Origin of the sequence: Priestia megaterium NBRC 15308 = ATCC 14581, from assembly GCF_000832985.1 — a bacterium.
Lineage (GTDB): Bacteria > Bacillota > Bacilli > Bacillales > Bacillaceae_H > Priestia > Priestia megaterium.
Genome location: NZ_CP009920.1, coordinates 1,745,997 through 1,765,848, shown reverse-complemented (window position 1 = coordinate 1,765,848; position 19,852 = coordinate 1,745,997). Strand labels below are relative to the sequence as shown.

Below are 19,852 nucleotides of genomic sequence, written 5' to 3'. Positions count from 1 at the left end.
AAGTGCTTTTTATTATATTGTGTTAATTATTTAAGGAGGATTTTACAAAATGACAACAATTCAAGCACACGGTGGAGAATTAATTAATTTATATCAACCAACATATGACTACACGTCACTAACAAAAGAAATCGAAGTAGATAACATGGCTCTAAGTGATTTAGAACTAATTGGAATTGGTGCTTACAGCCCAATTACAGGATTTTTAGGAGAAAAAGATTATCAATCAGTTGTTGAAAATATGCGTTTAGCAGATGGAACAGTATGGAGTATTCCTATCACTCTTCCTGTAACAGAAGAGCAAGCTAAAGAATTAAACATTGGCGACAAAGTAAAACTTGTTCAAAACGGCGTAACGTATGGTGTTTTAGAAGTTTCTGAAGTATATACGCCAAATAAAGAAAAAGAAGCGGAGAACGTGTACCGCACAGCAGAACTTGCTCATCCTGGCGTAAAAAAAATGATGGAACGCCCAAATGTATACGTAGCAGGTCCAATCGTACTTGTAGAACGTACACCTAAAACGCGTTTTGAAAAGTATTACCTAGATCCAACTGAAACAAGAGCAGCATTTGAAGAACGCGGTTGGAAAACGGTTGTTGGATTCCAAACTCGTAACCCTGTTCACCGTGCGCACGAATATATTCAAAAAACGGCATTAGAAATTGTAGACGGCCTATTTTTAAATCCACTCGTAGGAGAAACAAAGTCAGATGATATCCCAGCAGATATCCGTATGGAAAGTTATGAAGTACTTTTAGAGAACTATTATCCTAGCGATCGTGTAGCTTTAGCAGTTTTCCCTGCTGCGATGCGCTATGCTGGACCTAGAGAAGCTATTTTCCATGCAATGGTTCGAAAAAACTTTGGATGCACACATTTCATTGTAGGCCGTGACCACGCTGGTGTGGGTGACTACTATGGAACATATGATGCACAAAAAATCTTCAGTAACTTTACAGCAGATGAATTAGGAATTACACCTTTATTCTTTGAACACAGCTTCTATTGCAAAAAGTGTGAAGCGATGGCATCAACGAAAACATGCCCTCACAGCAAGGAAGATCATATGATTCTATCTGGAACAAAGGTACGTGAAATGCTTCGTAACGGAGAAGTGCCACCAAGCACATTCAGCCGTAAAGAAGTAATTGAAGTGTTAATTAAAGGATTAGCAAAACAAAAAGTATCTTCAAAATAAGGAGCGGTTGAAGTGAGTAAATCAACAAACATTACGTGGCATGATGCTGGAATTACAAAAGAGGAAAGACGCGAGCAAAATAATCATCACAGTTTTGTATTATGGTTTACAGGTCTTTCGGGTTCAGGTAAATCTACCGTAGCAAACGCAGTGGCAAAAGCGCTTTTTGATAAAAATATTCGCAACTATGTATTAGATGGTGACAATGTTCGTTTCGGCTTAAATAAGAATCTAGGGTTTTCTGCTGAAGATCGTACAGAAAATATTCGCCGTATCGGTGAGGTTTCTAAGCTATTTGTAGACAGCGGTCAAGTGGTACTAACAGCATTTATCTCTCCATTCCAAGAGGACCGAGCTCAAGTGCGTGAGATCTTAGAGGGGAATGAATTTTTGGAAGTATACGTGGAGTGTCCGTTAGAAGAATGTGAAAAAAGAGATCCAAAAGGCCTTTACAAAAAAGCAAGAAGCGGAGAAATCCGTGACTTTACAGGAATTGATTCTCCGTATGAGTCACCGGCTAACCCTGAATTAACAATTAATACAAGCACACAGTCTGTAGAAGAATGTGTACAAACTGTTATTGAATATTTAGCTAACCGAAAGTTTATCTAAATGACAGCGGACTTTGTCCGCTGTTCTAATTCAAATTAAAATGTGGGAGCGCTGCGGAGACGTGGAAATGATGGAAGGGTGAAAGGCATTCATGGGGAAAGTATATCTAGTCGGTGCAGGACCGGGAGATCCAGATTTAATTACATTAAAAGGGTTGAAAGCAATTCAACAAGCAGATGTTATCTTATATGATCGTTTAGTGAATAAGGACCTGCTGGAGTATGCTAAAAGTGATGCGGATATCATTTACTGCGGAAAGCTTCCGAACTACCATACCCTCAAGCAAGAAACAATTAACAACTTTTTAGTAAAATTCGCTAAAAAAGGAAAAATTGTAACGCGCTTAAAAGGCGGAGATCCATTTGTTTTTGGACGCGGAGGGGAAGAAGCAGAAGCTCTCGTGCAGCAGGGCATTTCATTTGAAATTGTTCCAGGAATTACATCAGGTATCGCAGCCGCTGCTTATGCAGGAATCCCTGTCACTCACCGGGAATACAGCGCAAGCTTTGCTTTTGTAGCAGGTCATCGTAAAGATAGCGAGCATGATGCAATCAAATGGGATAGCCTAGCCAAAGGTGTAGATACTCTTGCAATTTATATGGGGGTGCGGAACTTACCGTACATTTGCCAACAGTTAATGAAACACGGAAAAACTTCAGCTACGCCAATTGCATTGATTCACTGGGGAACATGTGCGCACCAGCGCACTGTAACTGGAACTCTTGGTACAATTGTTGATATTGTTAAAGAAGAACAAATTGAAAATCCAAGTATGATTATCGTTGGTGAAGTTGTGAATTTTCATGATCGATTAAATTGGTTTGAGAAGACTGGACAGCATTACTATTCGTTTGCACAAGAAGCTTACTAAAGAGGTTGATTATATGGATGCAGTTTTATATGTTTGCCATGGCAGCCGCGTAAAAGAAGGCGCTGATCAGGCAGTTGCTTTTATTGAAAGATGTAAAAAAAATCTAGATGTACCGATTCAAGAAGTTTGTTTCCTAGAACTAGCTTCCCCCACTATTGAACAAGGATTTGAAGCATGCATTGAACAAGGTGCTACTCGTATTGCAATTGTGCCTCTTCTGTTATTAACAGCTGCGCATGCAAAGCATGATATACCCGAAGAAATACACAAAGTATATGAACGTTATCCCCAGGTAGAAGTCCTGTACGGAGAACCGTTCGGCGTAGACGAACGAATTGTTGATATCTTGCTAGAGAGAATCAATGAAACCAATGTGGATAAGCATGAAGATTCGATGGTATTGTTGGTCGGCAGAGGAAGCAGTGATCCTGCTGTAAAAAAAGATTTTAACGAAATAGCTCAACTGCTAAAAGGGAAAGGTGCTTTTAAAGAAGTGAGCACATGTTATTTAGCTGCAGCTTCTCCTAATTTAAAAGAAGGCCTGCACCTTGCTAAACGAACTTCGTATAAGCAAGTATTCGTTCTTCCATACCTTTTGTTTACCGGTATTTTAATGAACGAAATTAAGGAAGAATTGGAGCAGCTATCAACAGATGCCCAGCAGTTTATCTTAGCCAACTACCTAGGTTATCATGATGGACTTGCACACATTTTAAGTCACCAAGTAAAAACGTTATTATCCAGCAAAGGAAATCAATACGATGTATACCGTTATGCTTGATTTAAAGGGTCGTTCGGTCTTAGTAGTTGGGGGCGGAACAATCGCAACTCGTAGAATTAAAGGTTTTTTACAAGAAGGAGCAGCCATTACAGTGGTTGCTCCAACTGTTTCAGCTGAAATAAATGAATGGGAAGTTAAAGATCAGCTGCGTGTAAAAAGAAAAAAAGTAGGAGAAGAAGACTTACTTAATGTCTTTTTAATTGTTGTGGCTACAAATGATCAAGCTGTGAATAAGTTTGTTAAGCAGCATATTAAAAATGATCAGTTGGTTAATATGGCCAGCAGTTTTTCCGATGGAAATATTCAAATCCCTGCACAGTTTTCTAGAGGGAGATTATCGCTAGCAATATCCACAGATGGCGCTAGTCCTTTGTTGACAAAACGAATCAAAGAAGACTTATCCTCAAATTATGATGAGAGTTACACACAGTATACACAGTTTTTGTATGAATGCAGAGTTCTTATCCACAGATTGAATGTGTCAAAGAGCCGTAAACATGAGTTATTAACAGAAATTATCGATGATCAATACCGGCTGTCTCTAGTAAAACAGCGGGAATTTTTACAACAGATTGAAAAATATAAATAAAAAACGGCCAATTGGCCGTTTTTTATTTATACATTTTCAACTTCAATGCTTCGAATACCGCTGATTTTTTGAATTTCGTAATACACTTCTGTAGTAGGGCGCTGGTTATTAACTGACACTTTCATTCGTATATACAATTCATTGGTGTCTAAATCTTTGATTCGAATATTTTTAATTGTAATATTCTTTTCTCTAATGCTATTAGTTGTATCAAAGATATTGTGCTTATCCGCCAGCTTGAGTTGAAGAATAAGTTCTTTCTCGCGCAGTTGCCTAGGCCCCAAAATAGTAATAAGGAAGGGAAGAAGTTCAACGCTGATAATGAGCAGTACAACTCCGGTAATAGCTTCAGGATAAAACCCTGCACCTACAGCAATGCCTATACCTGCTGCTCCCCAGATAATAGCCGCTGTTGTAAGCCCTGAGATGCTGTCATTTTCTTTTCGTAAAATGACGCCCGCCCCTAAAAAACCAATTCCAGAAACAATTTGAGCGGCCAGACGAAGCGGGTCCATTGTGATATGATCACCTTTATTAAAAATTTGAGAAGACTCAATCGAAACAATTGTGAGTAAACAGCTAATAATGGAAATTACGAGAGATGTTTTTAAACCAACAGGCTTTCGTTTTAGTTCCCTTTCAATTCCAATAATAAGACCAAGTACAGCGGAAATACCTAATTTAAGCAACATTTCATTTTCCATTATTTTCACCTATTTCAATAAACATTGTTGTTTATATCTGTATGAAAGAAGAAAAACAGATATGTATTAGTATAGTAAACTTTTCTTCATAATAACAGGTGGAATTCAAAAAAATCTGATTATTTATAAAGCGCTACAATCTTTTCTTTCAATTTATATTTTTGAATCTTGCCGGAGGCCGTCATGGGAAAGTCGTCTATAAAATAAATATGTTCCGGAATTTTGAAATGAGCAAGCTTACCTTTGCAAAAGTCTTTGATTTCTTGAGCGGTAAGAAAAGAATGTTGCTTGAGTTTAATGCATGCAGCAACTCGTTCTCCATACTTTGGATCAGGAATACCGACAATTTGCACATCTTCTACCTCGGGTATTCTATATAAAAACTCTTCAATCTCTCTTGGGTAAATGTTTTCTCCGCCTCTAATAATCATATCTTTTAGACGTCCTGTAATTTTTACATAGCCATCCTTATCGATGGTAGCTAAATCTCCTGTATGTAGCCAATCTTTTACAATTGTTTTTTCTGTTTCTTCCGGCATTTTATAATACCCTTTCATTGTTAAATATCCTTTTGCACAAAGTTCTCCTTGTTCTCCGAAAGAAGCTGGTTTACCTGTAACTGGATTAATAATTTGAATCTGTACATGATTATGAACTTTGCCAACCGTTTGTACTCGCCGCTCGATAGAATCAGTTGGGGTTGTTTGGGTGATTACAGGAGATGTTTCGGTTTGACCATACGCGATCGTAATTTCATTGATGCCCATGTCATGTATGACTCGTTTCATTACTTCTGCTGGACAATTAGAACCAGCCATAATTCCTGTGCGAAGAGTAGATAAATCATATTGATTAAACTCAAGTGCATTTAATTCCGCAATAAACATAGTTGGTACACCGTGAAGAGCTGTACATTTTTCGTTCTCTACGGTGCGTAAAACAGAGGCAGGTTGAAATTCAATAATCGGTAGCATAGTAGCACCTACAGATACGCATGCTAGAACACCCAGCACACATCCAAAGCAATGAAAGAAAGGAACTGGGATGCATAAGCGGTCTTCGTTAGTCAGTTTCATAGACTGAGCAACTAAAAAGCCGTTGTTTACTATATTATGGTGACTTAGCATAACTCCTTTTGGAAAACCTGTTGTTCCGGAAGTATATTGCATATTGATAACATCATGGATATGTAGGGATTGTTCATGCTTATCGAGAACCTCATCCGAGATCATTAAGCTACTCATTAAAAACTCATTCCAAGATGTATGTTCGCTTGATCCACTTAAGTTTATAAGATGTTTTAGTTTGGGAAGGTTATGTTCAATACTAGTGATAATAGACGTATAAGAAGTGCTTTTAAATTCATCAATGAAAAATAGCGCTGTTGTATCAGAATGACTCAATACATACTCTAATTCAGAGGATTGATAACTTGTATTAAGGGTAACCAAAACAGCGCCTATTCTAGCTGCTGCGAATTGAAGAAGCAACCATTCCGGCACATTGGTAGCCCAGATAGCGATATGGTCGCCTTTTTTGAGACCGGTGGCTAGAAGTGCCTTTGCAACTCGAGAGGTTTCTTGATAAAATTCCGCGTACGTATAGCGAATATTTTGTTCAGAGTAGATAACCGCTTCTTGATGCCCAAACTTTTTTGTACTTTCTTTTAAAAGTTCTCCAACTGTTAATTCAAGCAATGGTTTCATTTGGTTTCCTCCTTGAATAATGTTAAAGTATAAATGAAAGCGTTTTCTAAAAGTAGTTTATCAAATTTAAAGAAAGTGTTCCAAAAAATCATTCGACAAATTCCTTCACTGTCCATCGTACGTATAGAAGAAGAGGAGTGACTGAAGTTATCGCATTGATTTCAATAAGTAAGTATACTGAATGCGAATATTGTAATAAAATAAAGAAATGTCTCCTTTTTATAAGAAGACAACGCATGTTAATAAAGAATGGTATAAAAATATGAAGTAAACAAACAAAAAATCATGCTGAATGTTGAAAGTGAAATAAATGAAAGGCCGTTGACCTTGCCTTCTTTATTAGACATTTGAATTGATTCCCAATAAGCAAGTGAAATTAAGAGAATAGACATACAAAAGGACAAATAGAGTGCAGCTGCAATTAAGGTATCCAAGTGAACGCCTCCTTGGCGGATAATGATTTAATAGACATTATGCTAGTGTGGCTCTAGATATGCTAGTATCTATTAATTGGCGAACGTTTCGTTTGTAAGAAAATAGTTTTTAAAAATATATCGAAAAACTATTGCACAATAAAAGGAGGCATGGTATATTATTAAATGTCGCTAAGATGAACTGCTAAAGCAAACATCGAAGTGATAAACAAATAAAAAAACTTGTTGACAACTAGGTTGCAACTTGTTATGATAGTAAAGTCGCTTAAGAGCGGCGGTTGAACTTTGAAAACTGAACAAAGCGACAAACGTCAACGTTGATTTTTATTTTTTAAATTGAGCAAGTCAAACATTTCTTCGGAGAGTTTGATCCTGGCTCAGGATGAACGCTGGCGGCGTGCCTAATACATGCAAGTCGAGCGAACTGATTAGAAGCTTGCTTCTATGACGTTAGCGGCGGACGGGTGAGTAACACGTGGGCAACCTGCCTGTAAGACTGGGATAACTTCGGGAAACCGAAGCTAATACCGGATAGGATCTTCTCCTTCATGGGAGATGATTGAAAGATGGTTTCGGCTATCACTTACAGATGGGCCCGCGGTGCATTAGCTAGTTGGTGAGGTAACGGCTCACCAAGGCAACGATGCATAGCCGACCTGAGAGGGTGATCGGCCACACTGGGACTGAGACACGGCCCAGACTCCTACGGGAGGCAGCAGTAGGGAATCTTCCGCAATGGACGAAAGTCTGACGGAGCAACGCCGCGTGAGTGATGAAGGCTTTCGGGTCGTAAAACTCTGTTGTTAGGGAAGAACAAGTACAAGAGTAACTGCTTGTACCTTGACGGTACCTAACCAGAAAGCCACGGCTAACTACGTGCCAGCAGCCGCGGTAATACGTAGGTGGCAAGCGTTATCCGGAATTATTGGGCGTAAAGCGCGCGCAGGCGGTTTCTTAAGTCTGATGTGAAAGCCCACGGCTCAACCGTGGAGGGTCATTGGAAACTGGGGAACTTGAGTGCAGAAGAGAAAAGCGGAATTCCACGTGTAGCGGTGAAATGCGTAGAGATGTGGAGGAACACCAGTGGCGAAGGCGGCTTTTTGGTCTGTAACTGACGCTGAGGCGCGAAAGCGTGGGGAGCAAACAGGATTAGATACCCTGGTAGTCCACGCCGTAAACGATGAGTGCTAAGTGTTAGAGGGTTTCCGCCCTTTAGTGCTGCAGCTAACGCATTAAGCACTCCGCCTGGGGAGTACGGTCGCAAGACTGAAACTCAAAGGAATTGACGGGGGCCCGCACAAGCGGTGGAGCATGTGGTTTAATTCGAAGCAACGCGAAGAACCTTACCAGGTCTTGACATCCTCTGACAACTCTAGAGATAGAGCGTTCCCCTTCGGGGGACAGAGTGACAGGTGGTGCATGGTTGTCGTCAGCTCGTGTCGTGAGATGTTGGGTTAAGTCCCGCAACGAGCGCAACCCTTGATCTTAGTTGCCAGCATTTAGTTGGGCACTCTAAGGTGACTGCCGGTGACAAACCGGAGGAAGGTGGGGATGACGTCAAATCATCATGCCCCTTATGACCTGGGCTACACACGTGCTACAATGGATGGTACAAAGGGCTGCAAGACCGCGAGGTCAAGCCAATCCCATAAAACCATTCTCAGTTCGGATTGTAGGCTGCAACTCGCCTACATGAAGCTGGAATCGCTAGTAATCGCGGATCAGCATGCCGCGGTGAATACGTTCCCGGGCCTTGTACACACCGCCCGTCACACCACGAGAGTTTGTAACACCCGAAGTCGGTGGAGTAACCGTAAGGAGCTAGCCGCCTAAGGTGGGACAGATGATTGGGGTGAAGTCGTAACAAGGTAGCCGTATCGGAAGGTGCGGCTGGATCACCTCCTTTCTAAGGATTTTTACATGACGTACGTTTTGACACTTTGTTCAGTTTTGAGAGTTCAATCTCTCAATTATAGAAAGCACACTACTTTCTTCTTATTCAATAAGAAGAATTTTGGTTGCGATTGTTCTTTGAAAACTAGATAACAGTAATTGCTGAGGAAAAGTGAAACTTTTCTTTAATCAAACCAATAAATAACACAACAGTATGTTGTACCATTTATTCGCTAATGGTTAAGTTAGAAAGGGCGCACGGTGAATGCCTTGGCACTAGGAGCCGATGAAGGACGGGACTAACACCGATATGCTTCGGGGAGCTGTAAGTGAGCTTTGATCCGGAGATTTCCGAATGGGGAAACCCACTGTTCGTAATGGAACAGTATCTTTATCTGAATACATAGGATATTGAAGGCAGACCCGGGGAACTGAAACATCTAAGTACCCGGAGGAAGAGAAAGCAAATGCGATTTCCTGAGTAGCGGCGAGCGAAACGGAATTAGCCCAAACCAAGAGGCTTGCCTCTTGGGGTTGTAGGACACTCTATACGGAGTTACAAAGGAACGAAGTAAATGAAGCGACCTGGAAAGGTCCGTCGAAGAAGGTAACAACCCTGTAGTTGAAACTTCGTTCCCTCTTGAGTGGATCCTGAGTACGGCGGAACACGTGAAATTCCGTCGGAAGCTGGGAGGACCATCTCCCAAGGCTAAATACTACCTAGTGACCGATAGTGAACCAGTACCGTGAGGGAAAGGTGAAAAGCACCCCGGAAGGGGAGTGAAAGAGATCCTGAAACCGTGTGCCTACAAGTAGTCAGAGCCCGTTAACGGGTGATGGCGTGCCTTTTGTAGAATGAACCGGCGAGTTACGATCCCATGCAAGGTTAAGCTGATAAGGCGGAGCCGTAGCGAAAGCGAGTCTGAATAGGGCGTTTAGTATGTGGTTGTAGACCCGAAACCAGGTGATCTACCCATGTCCAGGGTGAAGTTCAGGTAACACTGAATGGAGGCCCGAACCCACGCACGTTGAAAAGTGCGGGGATGAGGTGTGGGTAGCGGAGAAATTCCAATCGAACCTGGAGATAGCTGGTTCTCTCCGAAATAGCTTTAGGGCTAGCCTCATGTTGTGAGAGTCTTGGAGGTAGAGCACTGATTGGACTAGGGGCCCCCAACGGGTTACCGAATTCAGTCAAACTCCGAATGCCAAAGACTTATCCATGGGAGTCAGACTGCGAGTGATAAGGTCCGTAGTCAAAAGGGAAACAGCCCAGACCACAGCTAAGGTCCCCAAGTATACGTTAAGTGGAAAAGGATGTGGTGTTGCTTAGACAACCAGGATGTTGGCTTAGAAGCAGCCACCATTTAAAGAGTGCGTAATAGCTCACTGGTCGAGTGACTCTGCGCCGAAAATGTACCGGGGCTAAACGTATCACCGAAGCTGTGGATTGACATCTTTGATGTCAGTGGTAGGAGAGCGTTCTAAGTGCAGCGAAGTCAGACCGTAAGGACTGGTGGAGCGCTTAGAAGTGAGAATGCCGGTATGAGTAGCGAAAGACAAGTGAGAATCTTGTCCACCGAATGCCTAAGGTTTCCTGAGGAAGGCTCGTCCGCTCAGGGTTAGTCGGGACCTAAGCCGAGGCTGAAAAGCGTAGGCGATGGCCAACAGGTTGATATTCCTGTACCACCTCCCCGCCGTTTGAGTAATGGGGGGACGCAGTAGGATAGGGTAAGCGCGCTGCTGGATATGCGCGTTCAAGCAGTTAGGCTGATGAGTAGGCAAATCCGCTCATCATAAAGGCTGAGCTGTGATGACGAGGGAATTATAGTACCGAAGTTCCTGATTCCACACTGCCAAGAAAAGCCTCTAGCGAGGCGGGAGGTGCCCGTACCGCAAACCGACACAGGTAGGCGAGGAGAGAATCCTAAGGTGATCGAGAGAACTCTCGTTAAGGAACTCGGCAAAATGACCCCGTAACTTCGGGAGAAGGGGTGCTCTGGTAGGGTGTATAGCCCGAGAGAGCCGCAGTGAATAGGCCCAGGCGACTGTTTAGCAAAAACACAGGTCTCTGCGAAGCCGCAAGGCGAAGTATAGGGGCTGACGCCTGCCCGGTGCTGGAAGGTTAAGAGGAGGGGTTATCCTTTGGGAGAAGCTCTGAATCGAAGCCCCAGTAAACGGCGGCCGTAACTATAACGGTCCTAAGGTAGCGAAATTCCTTGTCGGGTAAGTTCCGACCCGCACGAAAGGCGTAACGATCTGGGCACTGTCTCAACGAGAGACTCGGTGAAATTATAGTACCTGTGAAGATGCAGGTTACCCGCGACAGGACGGAAAGACCCCGTGGAGCTTTACTGTAGCCTGATATTGAATTTTGGTACAGCTTGTACAGGATAGGTAGGAGCCTGAGAAGCCGGAGCGCTAGCTTCGGTGGAGGCGTCGGTGGGATACTACCCTGGCTGTATTGAAATTCTAACCCGCGGCCCTGATCGGGCCTGGAGACAGTGTCAGGTGGGCAGTTTGACTGGGGCGGTCGCCTCCTAAAATGTAACGGAGGCGCCCAAAGGTTCCCTCAGAATGGTTGGAAATCATTCGTAGAGTGTAAAGGCACAAGGGAGCTTGACTGCGAGACCTACAAGTCGAGCAGGGACGAAAGTCGGGCTTAGTGATCCGGTGGTTCCGCATGGAAGGGCCATCGCTCAACGGATAAAAGCTACCCCGGGGATAACAGGCTTATCTCCCCCAAGAGTCCACATCGACGGGGAGGTTTGGCACCTCGATGTCGGCTCATCGCATCCTGGGGCTGTAGTCGGTCCCAAGGGTTGGGCTGTTCGCCCATTAAAGCGGTACGCGAGCTGGGTTCAGAACGTCGTGAGACAGTTCGGTCCCTATCCGTCGTGGGCGTAGGAAATTTGAGAGGAGCTGTCCTTAGTACGAGAGGACCGGGATGGACACACCGCTGGTGTACCAGTTGTCTTGCCAAAGGCATCGCTGGGTAGCTATGTGTGGACGGGATAAGTGCTGAAAGCATCTAAGCATGAAGCCCCCCTCAAGATGAGATTTCCCATAGCGCAAGCTAGTAAGATCCCTGAAAGATGATCAGGTTGATAGGTCAGAGGTGGAAGCGTGGCGACATGTGTAGCTGACTGATACTAATCGATCGAGGACTTAACCAAACTTTAAAAGCGTAAGCTTTACTCAGCGAACTGTTATCTAGTTTTGAAAGAATAAATCTTTCGGAAAAAAAGTCTTGCTTTCTTTATGAAATAGTGTATAATATAATATGTCTGGTGGCGATAGCGAAGAGGTCACACCCGTTCCCATACCGAACACGGAAGTTAAGCTCTTTAGCGCCAATGGTAGTTGGGACTTTGTCCCTGTGAGAGTAGGACGTTGCCAGGCTTATATATCGGAGGATTAGCTCAGCTGGGAGAGCACCTGCCTTACAAGCAGGGGGTCGGCGGTTCGATCCCGTCATCCTCCACCATCGACTATTTAAGTCAGAGATTGCACGCCGGTGTAGCTCAATTGGTAGAGCAACTGACTTGTAATCAGTAGGTTGGGGGTTCAAGTCCTCTTGCCGGCACCATTTTTTTCGAGCCATTAGCTCAGTTGGTAGAGCATCTGACTTTTAATCAGAGGGTCGAAGGTTCGAGTCCTTCATGGCTCACCATTTATATTCACACGCGGGTGTGGCGGAATTGGCAGACGCGCTAGACTTAGGATCTAGTGTCTTACGACGTGGGGGTTCAAGTCCCTTCACCCGCATCTTTTATTAATTTCATATATGCGCGGAAGTAGTTCAGTGGTAGAACACCACCTTGCCAAGGTGGGGGTCGCGAGTTCGAACCTCGTCTTCCGCTCCACATATATAAGTCCTGCCGGGGTGGTGGAATTGGCAGACACACAGGACTTAAAATCCTGCGGTAGGTGACTACCGTGCCGGTTCAAGTCCGGCCCTCGGCACCATTTTAATAAGCGCCCGTAGCTCAATTGGATAGAGCGTTTGACTACGGATCAAAAGGTTAGGGGTTCGACTCCTCTCGGGCGCGCCATAAACGGGAAGTAGCTCAGCTTGGTAGAGCACTTGGTTTGGGACCAAGGGGTCGCAGGTTCGAATCCTGTCTTCCCGACCATTTATGGGGCCTTAGCTCAGCTGGGAGAGCGCCTGCCTTGCACGCAGGAGGTCAGCGGTTCGATCCCGCTAGGCTCCACCAATTAAATTAAATAATTGTAACGAATAATATGGCGGTGTAGCTCAGCTGGCTAGAGCGTACGGTTCATACCCGTGAGGTCGTGGGTTCGACTCCCTCCGCCGCTACCATATAAGTTACATTTGTTATAAATATACGGAGGAATACCCAAGTCCGGCTGAAGGGATCGGTCTTGAAAACCGACAGGGGTGTTAAAGCCCGCGGGGGTTCGAATCCCTCTTCCTCCGCCATTTATTTATATCATTTCATATCATCGCGGGGTGGAGCAGTTCGGTAGCTCGTCGGGCTCATAACCCGAAGGTCGCAGGTTCAAATCCTGTCCCCGCAACCAAAGTGGTCCCGTGGTGTAGCGGTTAACATGCCTGCCTGTCACGCAGGAGATCGCGGGTTCGATTCCCGTCGGGACCGCCATTTTGTTTGGCTCGGTAGCTCAGTTGGTAGAGCAAAGGACTGAAAATCCTTGTGTCGGCGGTTCGATTCCGTCCCGAGCCACCATTTTAAGACGGCGATTGTGGCGAAGTGGTTAACGCACCGGATTGTGGTTCCGGCATTCGTGGGTTCGATTCCCATCAGTCGCCCCATCTTAAGTAACGCGGGTGTAGTTTAGTGGTAAAACCTCAGCCTTCCAAGCTGATGTCGTGAGTTCGATTCTCATCACCCGCTCCAAAAATGGGCCTATAGCTCAGCTGGTTAGAGCGCACGCCTGATAAGCGTGAGGTCGGTGGTTCGAGTCCACTTAGGCCCACCATATTCCACAGTAGCTCAGTGGTAGAGCTATCGGCTGTTAACCGATCGGTCGTAGGTTCGAGTCCTACCTGTGGAGCCATACGGAGAAGTACTCAAGTGGCTGAAGAGGCGCCCCTGCTAAGGGTGTAGGTCGTGTAAGCGGCGCGAGGGTTCAAATCCCTCCTTCTCCGCCAGTCGTTTTAAATTTAAATATGGCCCGTTGGTCAAGCGGTTAAGACACCGCCCTTTCACGGCGGTAACACGGGTTCGAATCCCGTACGGGTCATCTCAAAAAGGTTTGCATATATGCAAACCTTTTTTATTTGCGCTTTTTTAAAGATTAAGTAAACAGAAATAATAGTTAGGAATAATTACCATGAATTTTCAGAATAAAAAGTAAGTTTTAAGCAGGATTTTCCCTATGTCATATGGAATTATTCATAAAGTAATAAAGTATGAAGAGTATGGGATAAAGAGTCATTTAAAAGAACTTTTATTCTATTATATTTGTAGAAAAGGTTTATGTTTTTACTGTAAGAGGGAATGAGTGGTAAGAAGCGTATATTATGTGCGTATATTATGTTTGAAGTTAAAGGGGTGGCAAAAGTGAATCTAGCGGTTCAGCCTACTGAATTTGATGTTCATTTGTATCACGAAGGAAACTTATTTCGCAGTTACTCTATTTTCGGTGCGCATCAGGTAACGGTAGAAGGGATTGAAGGCGTACGATTTTGCGTGTGGGCACCTCATGCAAAGGGTGTAAGCGTTGTAGGTGATTTTAATAAATGGAACGGTTTTCAACATTCCATGGTCAAAGTTAATGAAGAAGGTATTTGGATGACATTTATCCCTGAATTAGAACAAGGGACTATTTATAAATATGAAATCATCACACAAAGCAATCAAAAAAAATTAAAAGCAGATCCATACGCTTTCTTCAGCGAAGTGCGCCCAAACACTGCGTCTATTGTTTACTCATTGGATGGGTACAAATGGAACGACCAATATTGGCGTAGAAAGAAAAAACAGCAAAATATATATGAAAGACCGCTGTGTATTTACGAGCTGCATGCAGGGTCTTGGAGGACTCATGAAGATGGCAGCCTTTATACATACAGTGAATTAGCACAGGAGCTTATTCCTTATATTGCTGAACAAGGTTTTACACATATTGAGTTATTACCAGTCATTGAGCATCCGCTCGACCGATCCTGGGGATATCAAGGAACTGGATACTATTCCGCCACCAGTCGATACGGTACACCTAAAGAGTTGATGAACTTTATAGATGAGTGTCATCAAAACAATATAGGAGTTCTTTTAGATTGGGTACCCGGGCACTTTTGTAAGGATGAACATGGTCTGTATATGTTCGATGGAGAACCTACTTATGAATACAAACAAGAATCCGATCGTGAAAACTACGTTTGGGGAACAGCTAATTTCGATTTAGGAAAGCCTGAAGTACAAAGTTTTCTGATTTCGAATGCTTTGTTTTGGTTGGAGTACTTCCATATAGATGGATTTCGAGTAGATGCTGTAGCTAATATGCTTTATTGGCAAAATTCTTCTGGAAAAGCAGTGAATGATGGAGCTGTCAGCTTCTTGAAAAAGTTGAATGAAGCTGTTTTTGAATCTGATGAAACGGTATTAATGATGGCAGAAGATTCCACGGACTGGCCGCTTGTTACGGCACCTACGTATGAGGGCGGTTTAGGCTTTAATTATAAATGGAATATGGGATGGATGAATGACGCTTTAACATACATGGAAGCTGGCGTGGAAAGACGTCCCTATCTTCACGATAAAATGACCTTTTCACTAATGTATGCGTTTAACGAAAATTTTATTTTGCCGCTTTCCCATGATGAAGTCGTACATGGAAAAAAATCATTACTTAATAAGATGCCAGGTGATTACTGGCGCAAGTTTGCACAGCTTCGACTGCTATATGGATACTTCTTTGCACACCCGGGAAAAAAGCTTTTATTTATGGGCGGAGAGTTTGGCCAATTTGATGAGTGGAAAGATTTAGAGGAGTTGGATTGGATGCTTTATGACTTTGATATGCATCGCAATCTTAACGGATATATGAAGGATCTCATCAAGATTTATAAGAGAAGCAAGCCTTTATATGAATTAGACCATAATCCAGATGGATTCGAATGGATTGATGTTAACAACCATCATCAACAAATCTTCTCTTTTATTCGTAAGTCAAAAGAAAATCAGGAGATTTTTATAGTTGTTAGCAATTTTTCTGAGCATCCATATCATTCTTACAAAGTTGGAGTTCCAGTTGAGACAGAGTACATTGAAGTTATTAACAGTGATGACGAAGTGTACGGCGGTTCAGGCATTGTAAATAAAAAGGCATTAAAATCAGTGGATGAATCGTTTCACGGTCAACCTTTTTGCATTGAAATGAATATTCCGCCGTTTGGCATTAGTATACTACGAGCAAAGAGAAAACGAGGGGAGAGAAAACAACATGTTAAAAAAGAAATGCGTAGCGATGTTATTGGCAGGAGGAAAAGGTAGTCGGCTCAGTTCGCTTACAAAAAATCTAGCAAAGCCAGCTGTACCATTTGGTGGTAAGTATCGAATTATTGATTTTGCTTTAAGTAATTGTACAAATTCAGGTATTGAGACAGTAGGTGTATTAACCCAATATCAACCGCTAGTTCTCAATTCATACATTGGAATTGGAAGCGCTTGGGATTTGGACCGACGGAATGGTGGCGTCACGGTATTGCCTCCATACGCGGAGTCAGATGGAGTAAAGTGGTATAAAGGCACGGCTAGTGCTATTTATGAAAATTTAAACTATTTGACACAATATGATCCTGAGTACGTACTGATTCTATCAGGGGATCACATTTATAAAATGAACTATGAAAATATGCTTGATTATCATATAAACAAAGAAGCAGACGTAACGATTTCTGTTATTGAAGTACCTTGGGAAGAAGCGAGCCGTTTTGGTATTTTAAATACCAATAGTGACCTAGACGTAATGGAGTTCGATGAAAAACCACAGCGTCCTAAAAATAATCTAGCTTCCATGGGAATTTATATTTTTAAATGGAGTATTTTAAAAGAATATTTAGAAATGGATGCACGCAATCCATATTCAAGCCATGATTTTGGTAAAGATGTTATTCCGCTTTTACTAGATGAAAAGAAAAAGCTAATTGCATACCCATTTCAAGGTTATTGGAAAGATGTAGGAACTGTAAAAAGCTTGTGGGAAGCGAATATGGATTTGTTATGTGATAAAGACGAGCTTAATTTATTTGACTCTTCATGGAAAGTATACTCTGTTAACCCTAATCAGCCTCCTCAATATATCGCGCCAAACGCCTGCGTGGTGGAGTCATTAGTAAATGAAGGGTGCGTTGTCGAAGGAAACGTAGAGCAGTCCGTGTTATTTCCAGGTGTACAAATCGGCTCAGGTTCTGAGGTTAAGAAAACGGTTGTCATGCCTACTGCAAAGATAGGCTCTAACGTATATATTGAAAACGCAATTGTTCCATCGGACATTGAAGTTCCAGACGGTACTATTATTCGACCGACCAAAGGAAGCGAAGAAGTAATTCTTGTTACTCAAGAATTGATTGAATCAGTTGCTAAATGCATTTAACGAACAGAGAGGATGAACGACATTGAATAATCAAATGCTTGGTATTATTGATGCTTGTACAAACACAACAGCGCTGCAGCCTTTAACCTTTTATAGATCGATTGCTGCCATTCCTTTTGCAGGACGCTATCGATTAATCGATTTTACGCTTTCTAATATGGTGAACTCTGGAATTTCGAGCGTTGCCATTTTTCCTCGTGATCGCTATCGCGCATTGATGGATCATATAGGTTCAGGAAAAGAGTGGGATTTGGATCGGAAGCGAGATGGATTGTTTATCTTCCCTCCTATGACAAGTGATTTACACTTAGAAAGTCCATCACTATTCACGCAGTTCCGTTATCATATTGATTATTTCTTAAGAAGTAAGCAGGAATACGTATTAATTGCGAATAGTTATACAATATGTACAGTTGACTTTGAGCACGTGTTGCAACGTCATATTGCTTCAAATGCAGATATTACTGAAATGAAGCAGGGTGATAAATCGCTTAATATGTATATTATTAATAAATCTATTCTCGTTAATATTTTGCAAAATGAATCCCATGATTTTTATACGATTAAAGAAATGGTTCGATATATGGCACAATCTCATCGTGTAGAAAAGTATGAGCACCATGGATATACGGCTGAGATTTCTAGCTTAGATGCCTACTATAAAACAAGTATGGAAATTTTATCTCCAGATGTCTGGAAGCAGTTATTTATCAACGAACGTCCTGTTTTCACTAAAGTAAAAGATGAACCGCCTACTCGTTACGCAAAAAAAGCGGTTGTGAAAAATTCAATGATTGCAAACGGGTGCGTGATTGAAGGGCATGTGGAAAATAGTATTATCTTCCGAGGCGTTAAAATTGGAAAAGGTACGGTCGTTAAGAATAGCATTGTGATGCAAAAAGGCGTTATTTTAGAAAATAGTGTATTAGAAAATGTTGTTTTAGATAAAGATGTGAAAATAGGAAGTAATGAAACGTTGCTAGGTGAGTCAGGATTACCTAGAGTCATTGCTAAAGGAACAACTCAAGGAGCGTTGATGAAGTCGTGAATGTATTATTTGCTGTATCAGAATGTGTACCTTTTATTAAAACAGGAGGATTAGCAGACGTAGCTGGTGCCCTGCCTAAAGAATTAAAAAAGTTAGGAACGAACGTATGTGTAGTCATGCCAAAGTACGGAACGATTCCTCAACATTATCAAGATGAAATGGTGCTTGAAAAAGTTATTCATGTACAGGTTGGGTGGAGAAGACAGTACTGCGGAATTGAATCGTTAACGATGGATGGCGTTAAATATATTTTCATTGATAATGAATATTATTTTAAAAGAGATAGCTTATATGGGCACTACGATGACGCTGAACGATTTGCTTTTTTCAGCAGAGCCGTGCTTGAAGCTATCCCGTTTTTAGAGAATGAGCCTGATATTATTCATTGTCACGACTGGCATACGGCTATGATTCCATTTTTACTTCGTGCTAATTATGATATGTATGATCATATTCAGACGGTCTTTACGATTCATAACTTGCAATTCCAAGGAATCTTCCCTAAGAGCAATTTATATGAGTTATTAAATTTAAATGAATATTATTTTACTACAAGCCAGCTCGAGTTTTATGGGAATATTAATTTTATGAAAGCTGCGCTTGTATCAGCTGATAAAATTACCACGGTAAGTCCTACATATCGAGATGAAATTCAAATGCCATATTACGGAGAAAGTTTAGATGGATTATTACGTCAGCGAAATCAAGATTTAATTGGGATTGTAAATGGAATCGATGAAGAAGCTTATAGCCCAGACGCAGATCAGCTTATATCTTATCCTTATTCGGTAGAAAAAATTGAAGGGAAATATAAAAATAAAAAAGAGCTCCAGCGCTATCTTGAATTAGAAGAAAATAAGGATGTTCCAATTATTTCGATGGTTACAAGGTTAACTCAGCAGAAGGGATTGGATTTAGTTAAGCACGTTTTCCATGAGACGGTTAACTTAGGAGCCCAAATTGTTATTTTAGGAACTGGAGAACACGAGTTTGAGCAGTTTTTCCGTGAGATGGAAGATACGTACCCGCAACAAGTAAAAGCTATTATTGGTTTTAATGAAGAACTTGCTCATAAAGTTTATGCCGGTACGGATTTATTTTTAATGCCTTCCCGTTTTGAGCCTTGCGGACTCGGACAATTAATAGCCTTAAAATATGGAACCATTCCAGTCGTGCGTGAAACGGGCGGCCTGAATGACACGGTCAAAGCTTATAATGAATATAGCGGAGAGGGAAATGGCTTCTCTTTTAAGAATTATAATGCTCATGACATGCTTCATACGTTAGAAAGAGCTGTTTCATTTTATCACCAGAAAGATGTATGGAAAAAATTAATGATGGATGCTATGAGTCAGGATTATAGCTGGGGGCAATCGGCATTTAAATATAATCAATTGTATTCAAATTTGACATCTACTCCATCGTGAAAGGGT

The 19,852-nt window shown here is 42.2% G+C and carries 12 protein-coding genes, 20 tRNA genes and 3 rRNA genes; 32 read left to right on the top strand and 3 right to left on the bottom strand.

The annotated features are described in order from the left end of the window. The first annotated feature begins 49 nt into the window (after nt 1–49). The 5 genes from sat (at nt 50) to BG04_RS09665 (ending at nt 4,054) form a co-directional block, all read left to right on the top strand. Entirely contained in the window at nt 50–1,201 is a 1,152-nt protein-coding gene (gene sat / locus BG04_RS09685) for a sulfate adenylyltransferase (protein ID WP_013059582.1), read from the top strand. Between the two features lie 12 nt (nt 1,202–1,213). Further along, entirely contained in the window at nt 1,214–1,813 is a 600-nt protein-coding gene (cysC, locus tag BG04_RS09680) for an adenylyl-sulfate kinase (RefSeq protein WP_014457932.1), read from the top strand. 91 nt (nt 1,814–1,904) lie between these two features. After that, on the top strand, nt 1,905–2,684 hold the full coding sequence (gene cobA, locus BG04_RS09675; RefSeq protein ID WP_016765793.1) for a uroporphyrinogen-III C-methyltransferase: 780 nt from the start codon (nt 1,905–1,907) through the stop codon (nt 2,682–2,684). A 13-nt stretch (nt 2,685–2,697) separates the two neighbouring features. Beyond that, nucleotides 2,698–3,465 carry a sirohydrochlorin chelatase gene (locus BG04_RS09670; protein ID WP_016765792.1) on the top strand — a complete coding sequence of 256 codons (768 nt, stop codon included), beginning with the start codon at nt 2,698–2,700 and terminating at the stop codon, nt 3,463–3,465. Further along, a complete protein-coding gene (locus BG04_RS09665) occupies nt 3,446–4,054 on the top strand; it encodes an NAD(P)-binding protein (RefSeq protein WP_013085291.1) in 609 nt (202 codons plus the stop codon). Before BG04_RS09670 ends, BG04_RS09665 begins: the two co-directional genes overlap by 20 nt. Nucleotides 4,055–4,080: 26 nt before the next feature. On the opposite strand, the gene BG04_RS09660 is transcribed toward BG04_RS09665, so the two are convergent. From BG04_RS09660 to BG04_RS09650, 3 genes are all read right to left on the bottom strand, one after another. Next, nucleotides 4,081–4,758, bottom strand: coding sequence for an MgtC/SapB family protein (locus BG04_RS09660; RefSeq protein WP_013059577.1), 678 nt, complete (start codon nt 4,756–4,758; stop codon nt 4,081–4,083). 119 nt (nt 4,759–4,877) lie between these two features. Beyond that, nucleotides 4,878–6,464, bottom strand: a complete 1,587-nt coding sequence (locus BG04_RS09655) for an AMP-binding protein (protein WP_016765791.1) — start codon at nt 6,462–6,464, stop codon at nt 4,878–4,880. Nucleotides 6,465–6,703: 239 nt separating this feature from the next. Further along, nucleotides 6,704–6,898 carry a hypothetical protein gene (locus tag BG04_RS09650; RefSeq protein WP_013059575.1) on the bottom strand — a complete coding sequence of 65 codons (195 nt, stop codon included), beginning with the start codon at nt 6,896–6,898 and terminating at the stop codon, nt 6,704–6,706. Nucleotides 6,899–7,252: 354 nt separating this feature from the next. Here BG04_RS09650 and BG04_RS09645 point away from each other — a divergent pair. The 27 genes from BG04_RS09645 to glgA all read left to right on the top strand — a co-directional run bounded on the left by BG04_RS09645 (nt 7,253) and on the right by glgA (nt 19,846). Then, nucleotides 7,253–8,804 (top strand): 16S ribosomal RNA (locus tag BG04_RS09645). A gap of 225 nt (nt 8,805–9,029) precedes the next feature. Then, nucleotides 9,030–11,964: ribosomal RNA gene (locus BG04_RS09640) — 23S ribosomal RNA — on the top strand. 110 nt (nt 11,965–12,074) lie between these two features. Next, nucleotides 12,075–12,190, top strand: a 5S ribosomal RNA gene (rrf, locus tag BG04_RS09635). The 16S, 23S and 5S rRNA genes sit together here with 20 tRNA genes alongside, the layout of an rRNA operon. Before the next feature lie 9 nt (nt 12,191–12,199). Continuing rightward, nucleotides 12,200–12,275: transfer RNA gene (locus BG04_RS09630), tRNA-Val, on the top strand. A gap of 26 nt (nt 12,276–12,301) precedes the next feature. Then, nucleotides 12,302–12,377 (top strand) — tRNA-Thr (locus BG04_RS09625). Nucleotides 12,378–12,385: 8 nt separating this feature from the next. Next, a tRNA-Lys gene (locus BG04_RS09620) sits at nt 12,386–12,461 on the top strand. 13 nt (nt 12,462–12,474) lie between these two features. Beyond that, nucleotides 12,475–12,556 (top strand) — tRNA-Leu (locus BG04_RS09615). A gap of 23 nt (nt 12,557–12,579) precedes the next feature. After that, a tRNA-Gly gene (locus BG04_RS09610) sits at nt 12,580–12,654 on the top strand. A gap of 14 nt (nt 12,655–12,668) precedes the next feature. Then, nucleotides 12,669–12,757: transfer RNA gene (locus BG04_RS09605), tRNA-Leu, on the top strand. A 9-nt stretch (nt 12,758–12,766) separates the two neighbouring features. Then, a tRNA-Arg gene (locus BG04_RS09600) sits at nt 12,767–12,843 on the top strand. Nucleotides 12,844–12,847: 4 nt separating this feature from the next. Next, nucleotides 12,848–12,924 (top strand) — tRNA-Pro (locus tag BG04_RS09595). Nucleotides 12,925–12,929: 5 nt separating this feature from the next. Continuing rightward, a tRNA-Ala gene (locus BG04_RS09590) sits at nt 12,930–13,005 on the top strand. A 30-nt stretch (nt 13,006–13,035) separates the two neighbouring features. After that, nucleotides 13,036–13,112: transfer RNA gene (locus BG04_RS09585), tRNA-Met, on the top strand. 27 nt (nt 13,113–13,139) lie between these two features. Continuing rightward, nucleotides 13,140–13,232, top strand: a tRNA-Ser gene (locus BG04_RS09580). Nucleotides 13,233–13,256: 24 nt separating this feature from the next. Next, nucleotides 13,257–13,333: transfer RNA gene (locus BG04_RS09575), tRNA-Met, on the top strand. Between the two features lie 4 nt (nt 13,334–13,337). After that, nucleotides 13,338–13,413: transfer RNA gene (locus BG04_RS09570), tRNA-Asp, on the top strand. A gap of 8 nt (nt 13,414–13,421) precedes the next feature. Beyond that, nucleotides 13,422–13,497: transfer RNA gene (locus tag BG04_RS09565), tRNA-Phe, on the top strand. A gap of 10 nt (nt 13,498–13,507) precedes the next feature. Then, nucleotides 13,508–13,583: transfer RNA gene (locus BG04_RS09560), tRNA-His, on the top strand. Nucleotides 13,584–13,594: 11 nt separating this feature from the next. After that, nucleotides 13,595–13,668: transfer RNA gene (locus BG04_RS09555), tRNA-Gly, on the top strand. Between the two features lie 5 nt (nt 13,669–13,673). Then, nucleotides 13,674–13,750, top strand: a tRNA-Ile gene (locus BG04_RS09550). A 3-nt stretch (nt 13,751–13,753) separates the two neighbouring features. Further along, nucleotides 13,754–13,828 (top strand) — tRNA-Asn (locus BG04_RS09545). Nucleotides 13,829–13,831: 3 nt separating this feature from the next. Further along, nucleotides 13,832–13,922, top strand: a tRNA-Ser gene (locus tag BG04_RS09540). Between the two features lie 20 nt (nt 13,923–13,942). Next, nucleotides 13,943–14,014, top strand: a tRNA-Glu gene (locus BG04_RS09535). 293 nt (nt 14,015–14,307) lie between these two features. Then, nucleotides 14,308–16,269 carry a 1,4-alpha-glucan branching protein GlgB gene (gene glgB / locus BG04_RS09530; RefSeq protein ID WP_016765789.1) on the top strand — a complete coding sequence of 654 codons (1,962 nt, stop codon included), beginning with the start codon at nt 14,308–14,310 and terminating at the stop codon, nt 16,267–16,269. Then, nucleotides 16,220–17,371, top strand: coding sequence for a glucose-1-phosphate adenylyltransferase (locus BG04_RS09525; RefSeq protein WP_016765788.1), 1,152 nt, complete (start codon nt 16,220–16,222; stop codon nt 17,369–17,371). Before glgB ends, BG04_RS09525 begins: the two co-directional genes overlap by 50 nt. Nucleotides 17,372–17,393: 22 nt before the next feature. Next, complete coding sequence (locus BG04_RS09520; protein ID WP_025750736.1) at nt 17,394–18,419, top strand: glucose-1-phosphate adenylyltransferase family protein; 1,026 nt, start codon at nt 17,394–17,396, stop codon at nt 18,417–18,419. Beyond that, nucleotides 18,416–19,846 carry a glycogen synthase GlgA gene (gene glgA / locus BG04_RS09515; protein ID WP_013085286.1) on the top strand — a complete coding sequence of 477 codons (1,431 nt, stop codon included), beginning with the start codon at nt 18,416–18,418 and terminating at the stop codon, nt 19,844–19,846. The genes BG04_RS09520 and glgA overlap by 4 nt, the downstream gene beginning before the upstream one ends. The last annotated feature ends 6 nt before the right edge of the window (nt 19,847–19,852 follow it).

What these genes read in the sequence shown, in the direction of transcription:
- BG04_RS09655 (WP_016765791.1), bottom strand. Translation starts at nt 6,464, where the DNA reads ATGAAACCATTGCTTGAATTAACAGTTGGAGAACTTTTAAAAGAAAGT.
- cobA (WP_016765793.1), top strand. Translation starts at nt 1,905, where the DNA reads ATGGGGAAAGTATATCTAGTCGGTGCAGGACCGGGAGATCCAGATTTA.
- BG04_RS09660 (WP_013059577.1), bottom strand. Translation starts at nt 4,758, where the DNA reads ATGGAAAATGAAATGTTGCTTAAATTAGGTATTTCCGCTGTACTTGGT.
- BG04_RS09525 (WP_016765788.1), top strand. Translation starts at nt 16,220, where the DNA reads ATGTTAAAAAAGAAATGCGTAGCGATGTTATTGGCAGGAGGAAAAGGT.
- glgB (WP_016765789.1), top strand. Translation starts at nt 14,308, where the DNA reads ATGTTTGAAGTTAAAGGGGTGGCAAAAGTGAATCTAGCGGTTCAGCCT.
- BG04_RS09665 (WP_013085291.1), top strand. Translation starts at nt 3,446, where the DNA reads ATGTATACCGTTATGCTTGATTTAAAGGGTCGTTCGGTCTTAGTAGTT.
- BG04_RS09670 (WP_016765792.1), top strand. Translation starts at nt 2,698, where the DNA reads ATGGATGCAGTTTTATATGTTTGCCATGGCAGCCGCGTAAAAGAAGGC.
- sat (WP_013059582.1), top strand. Translation starts at nt 50, where the DNA reads ATGACAACAATTCAAGCACACGGTGGAGAATTAATTAATTTATATCAA.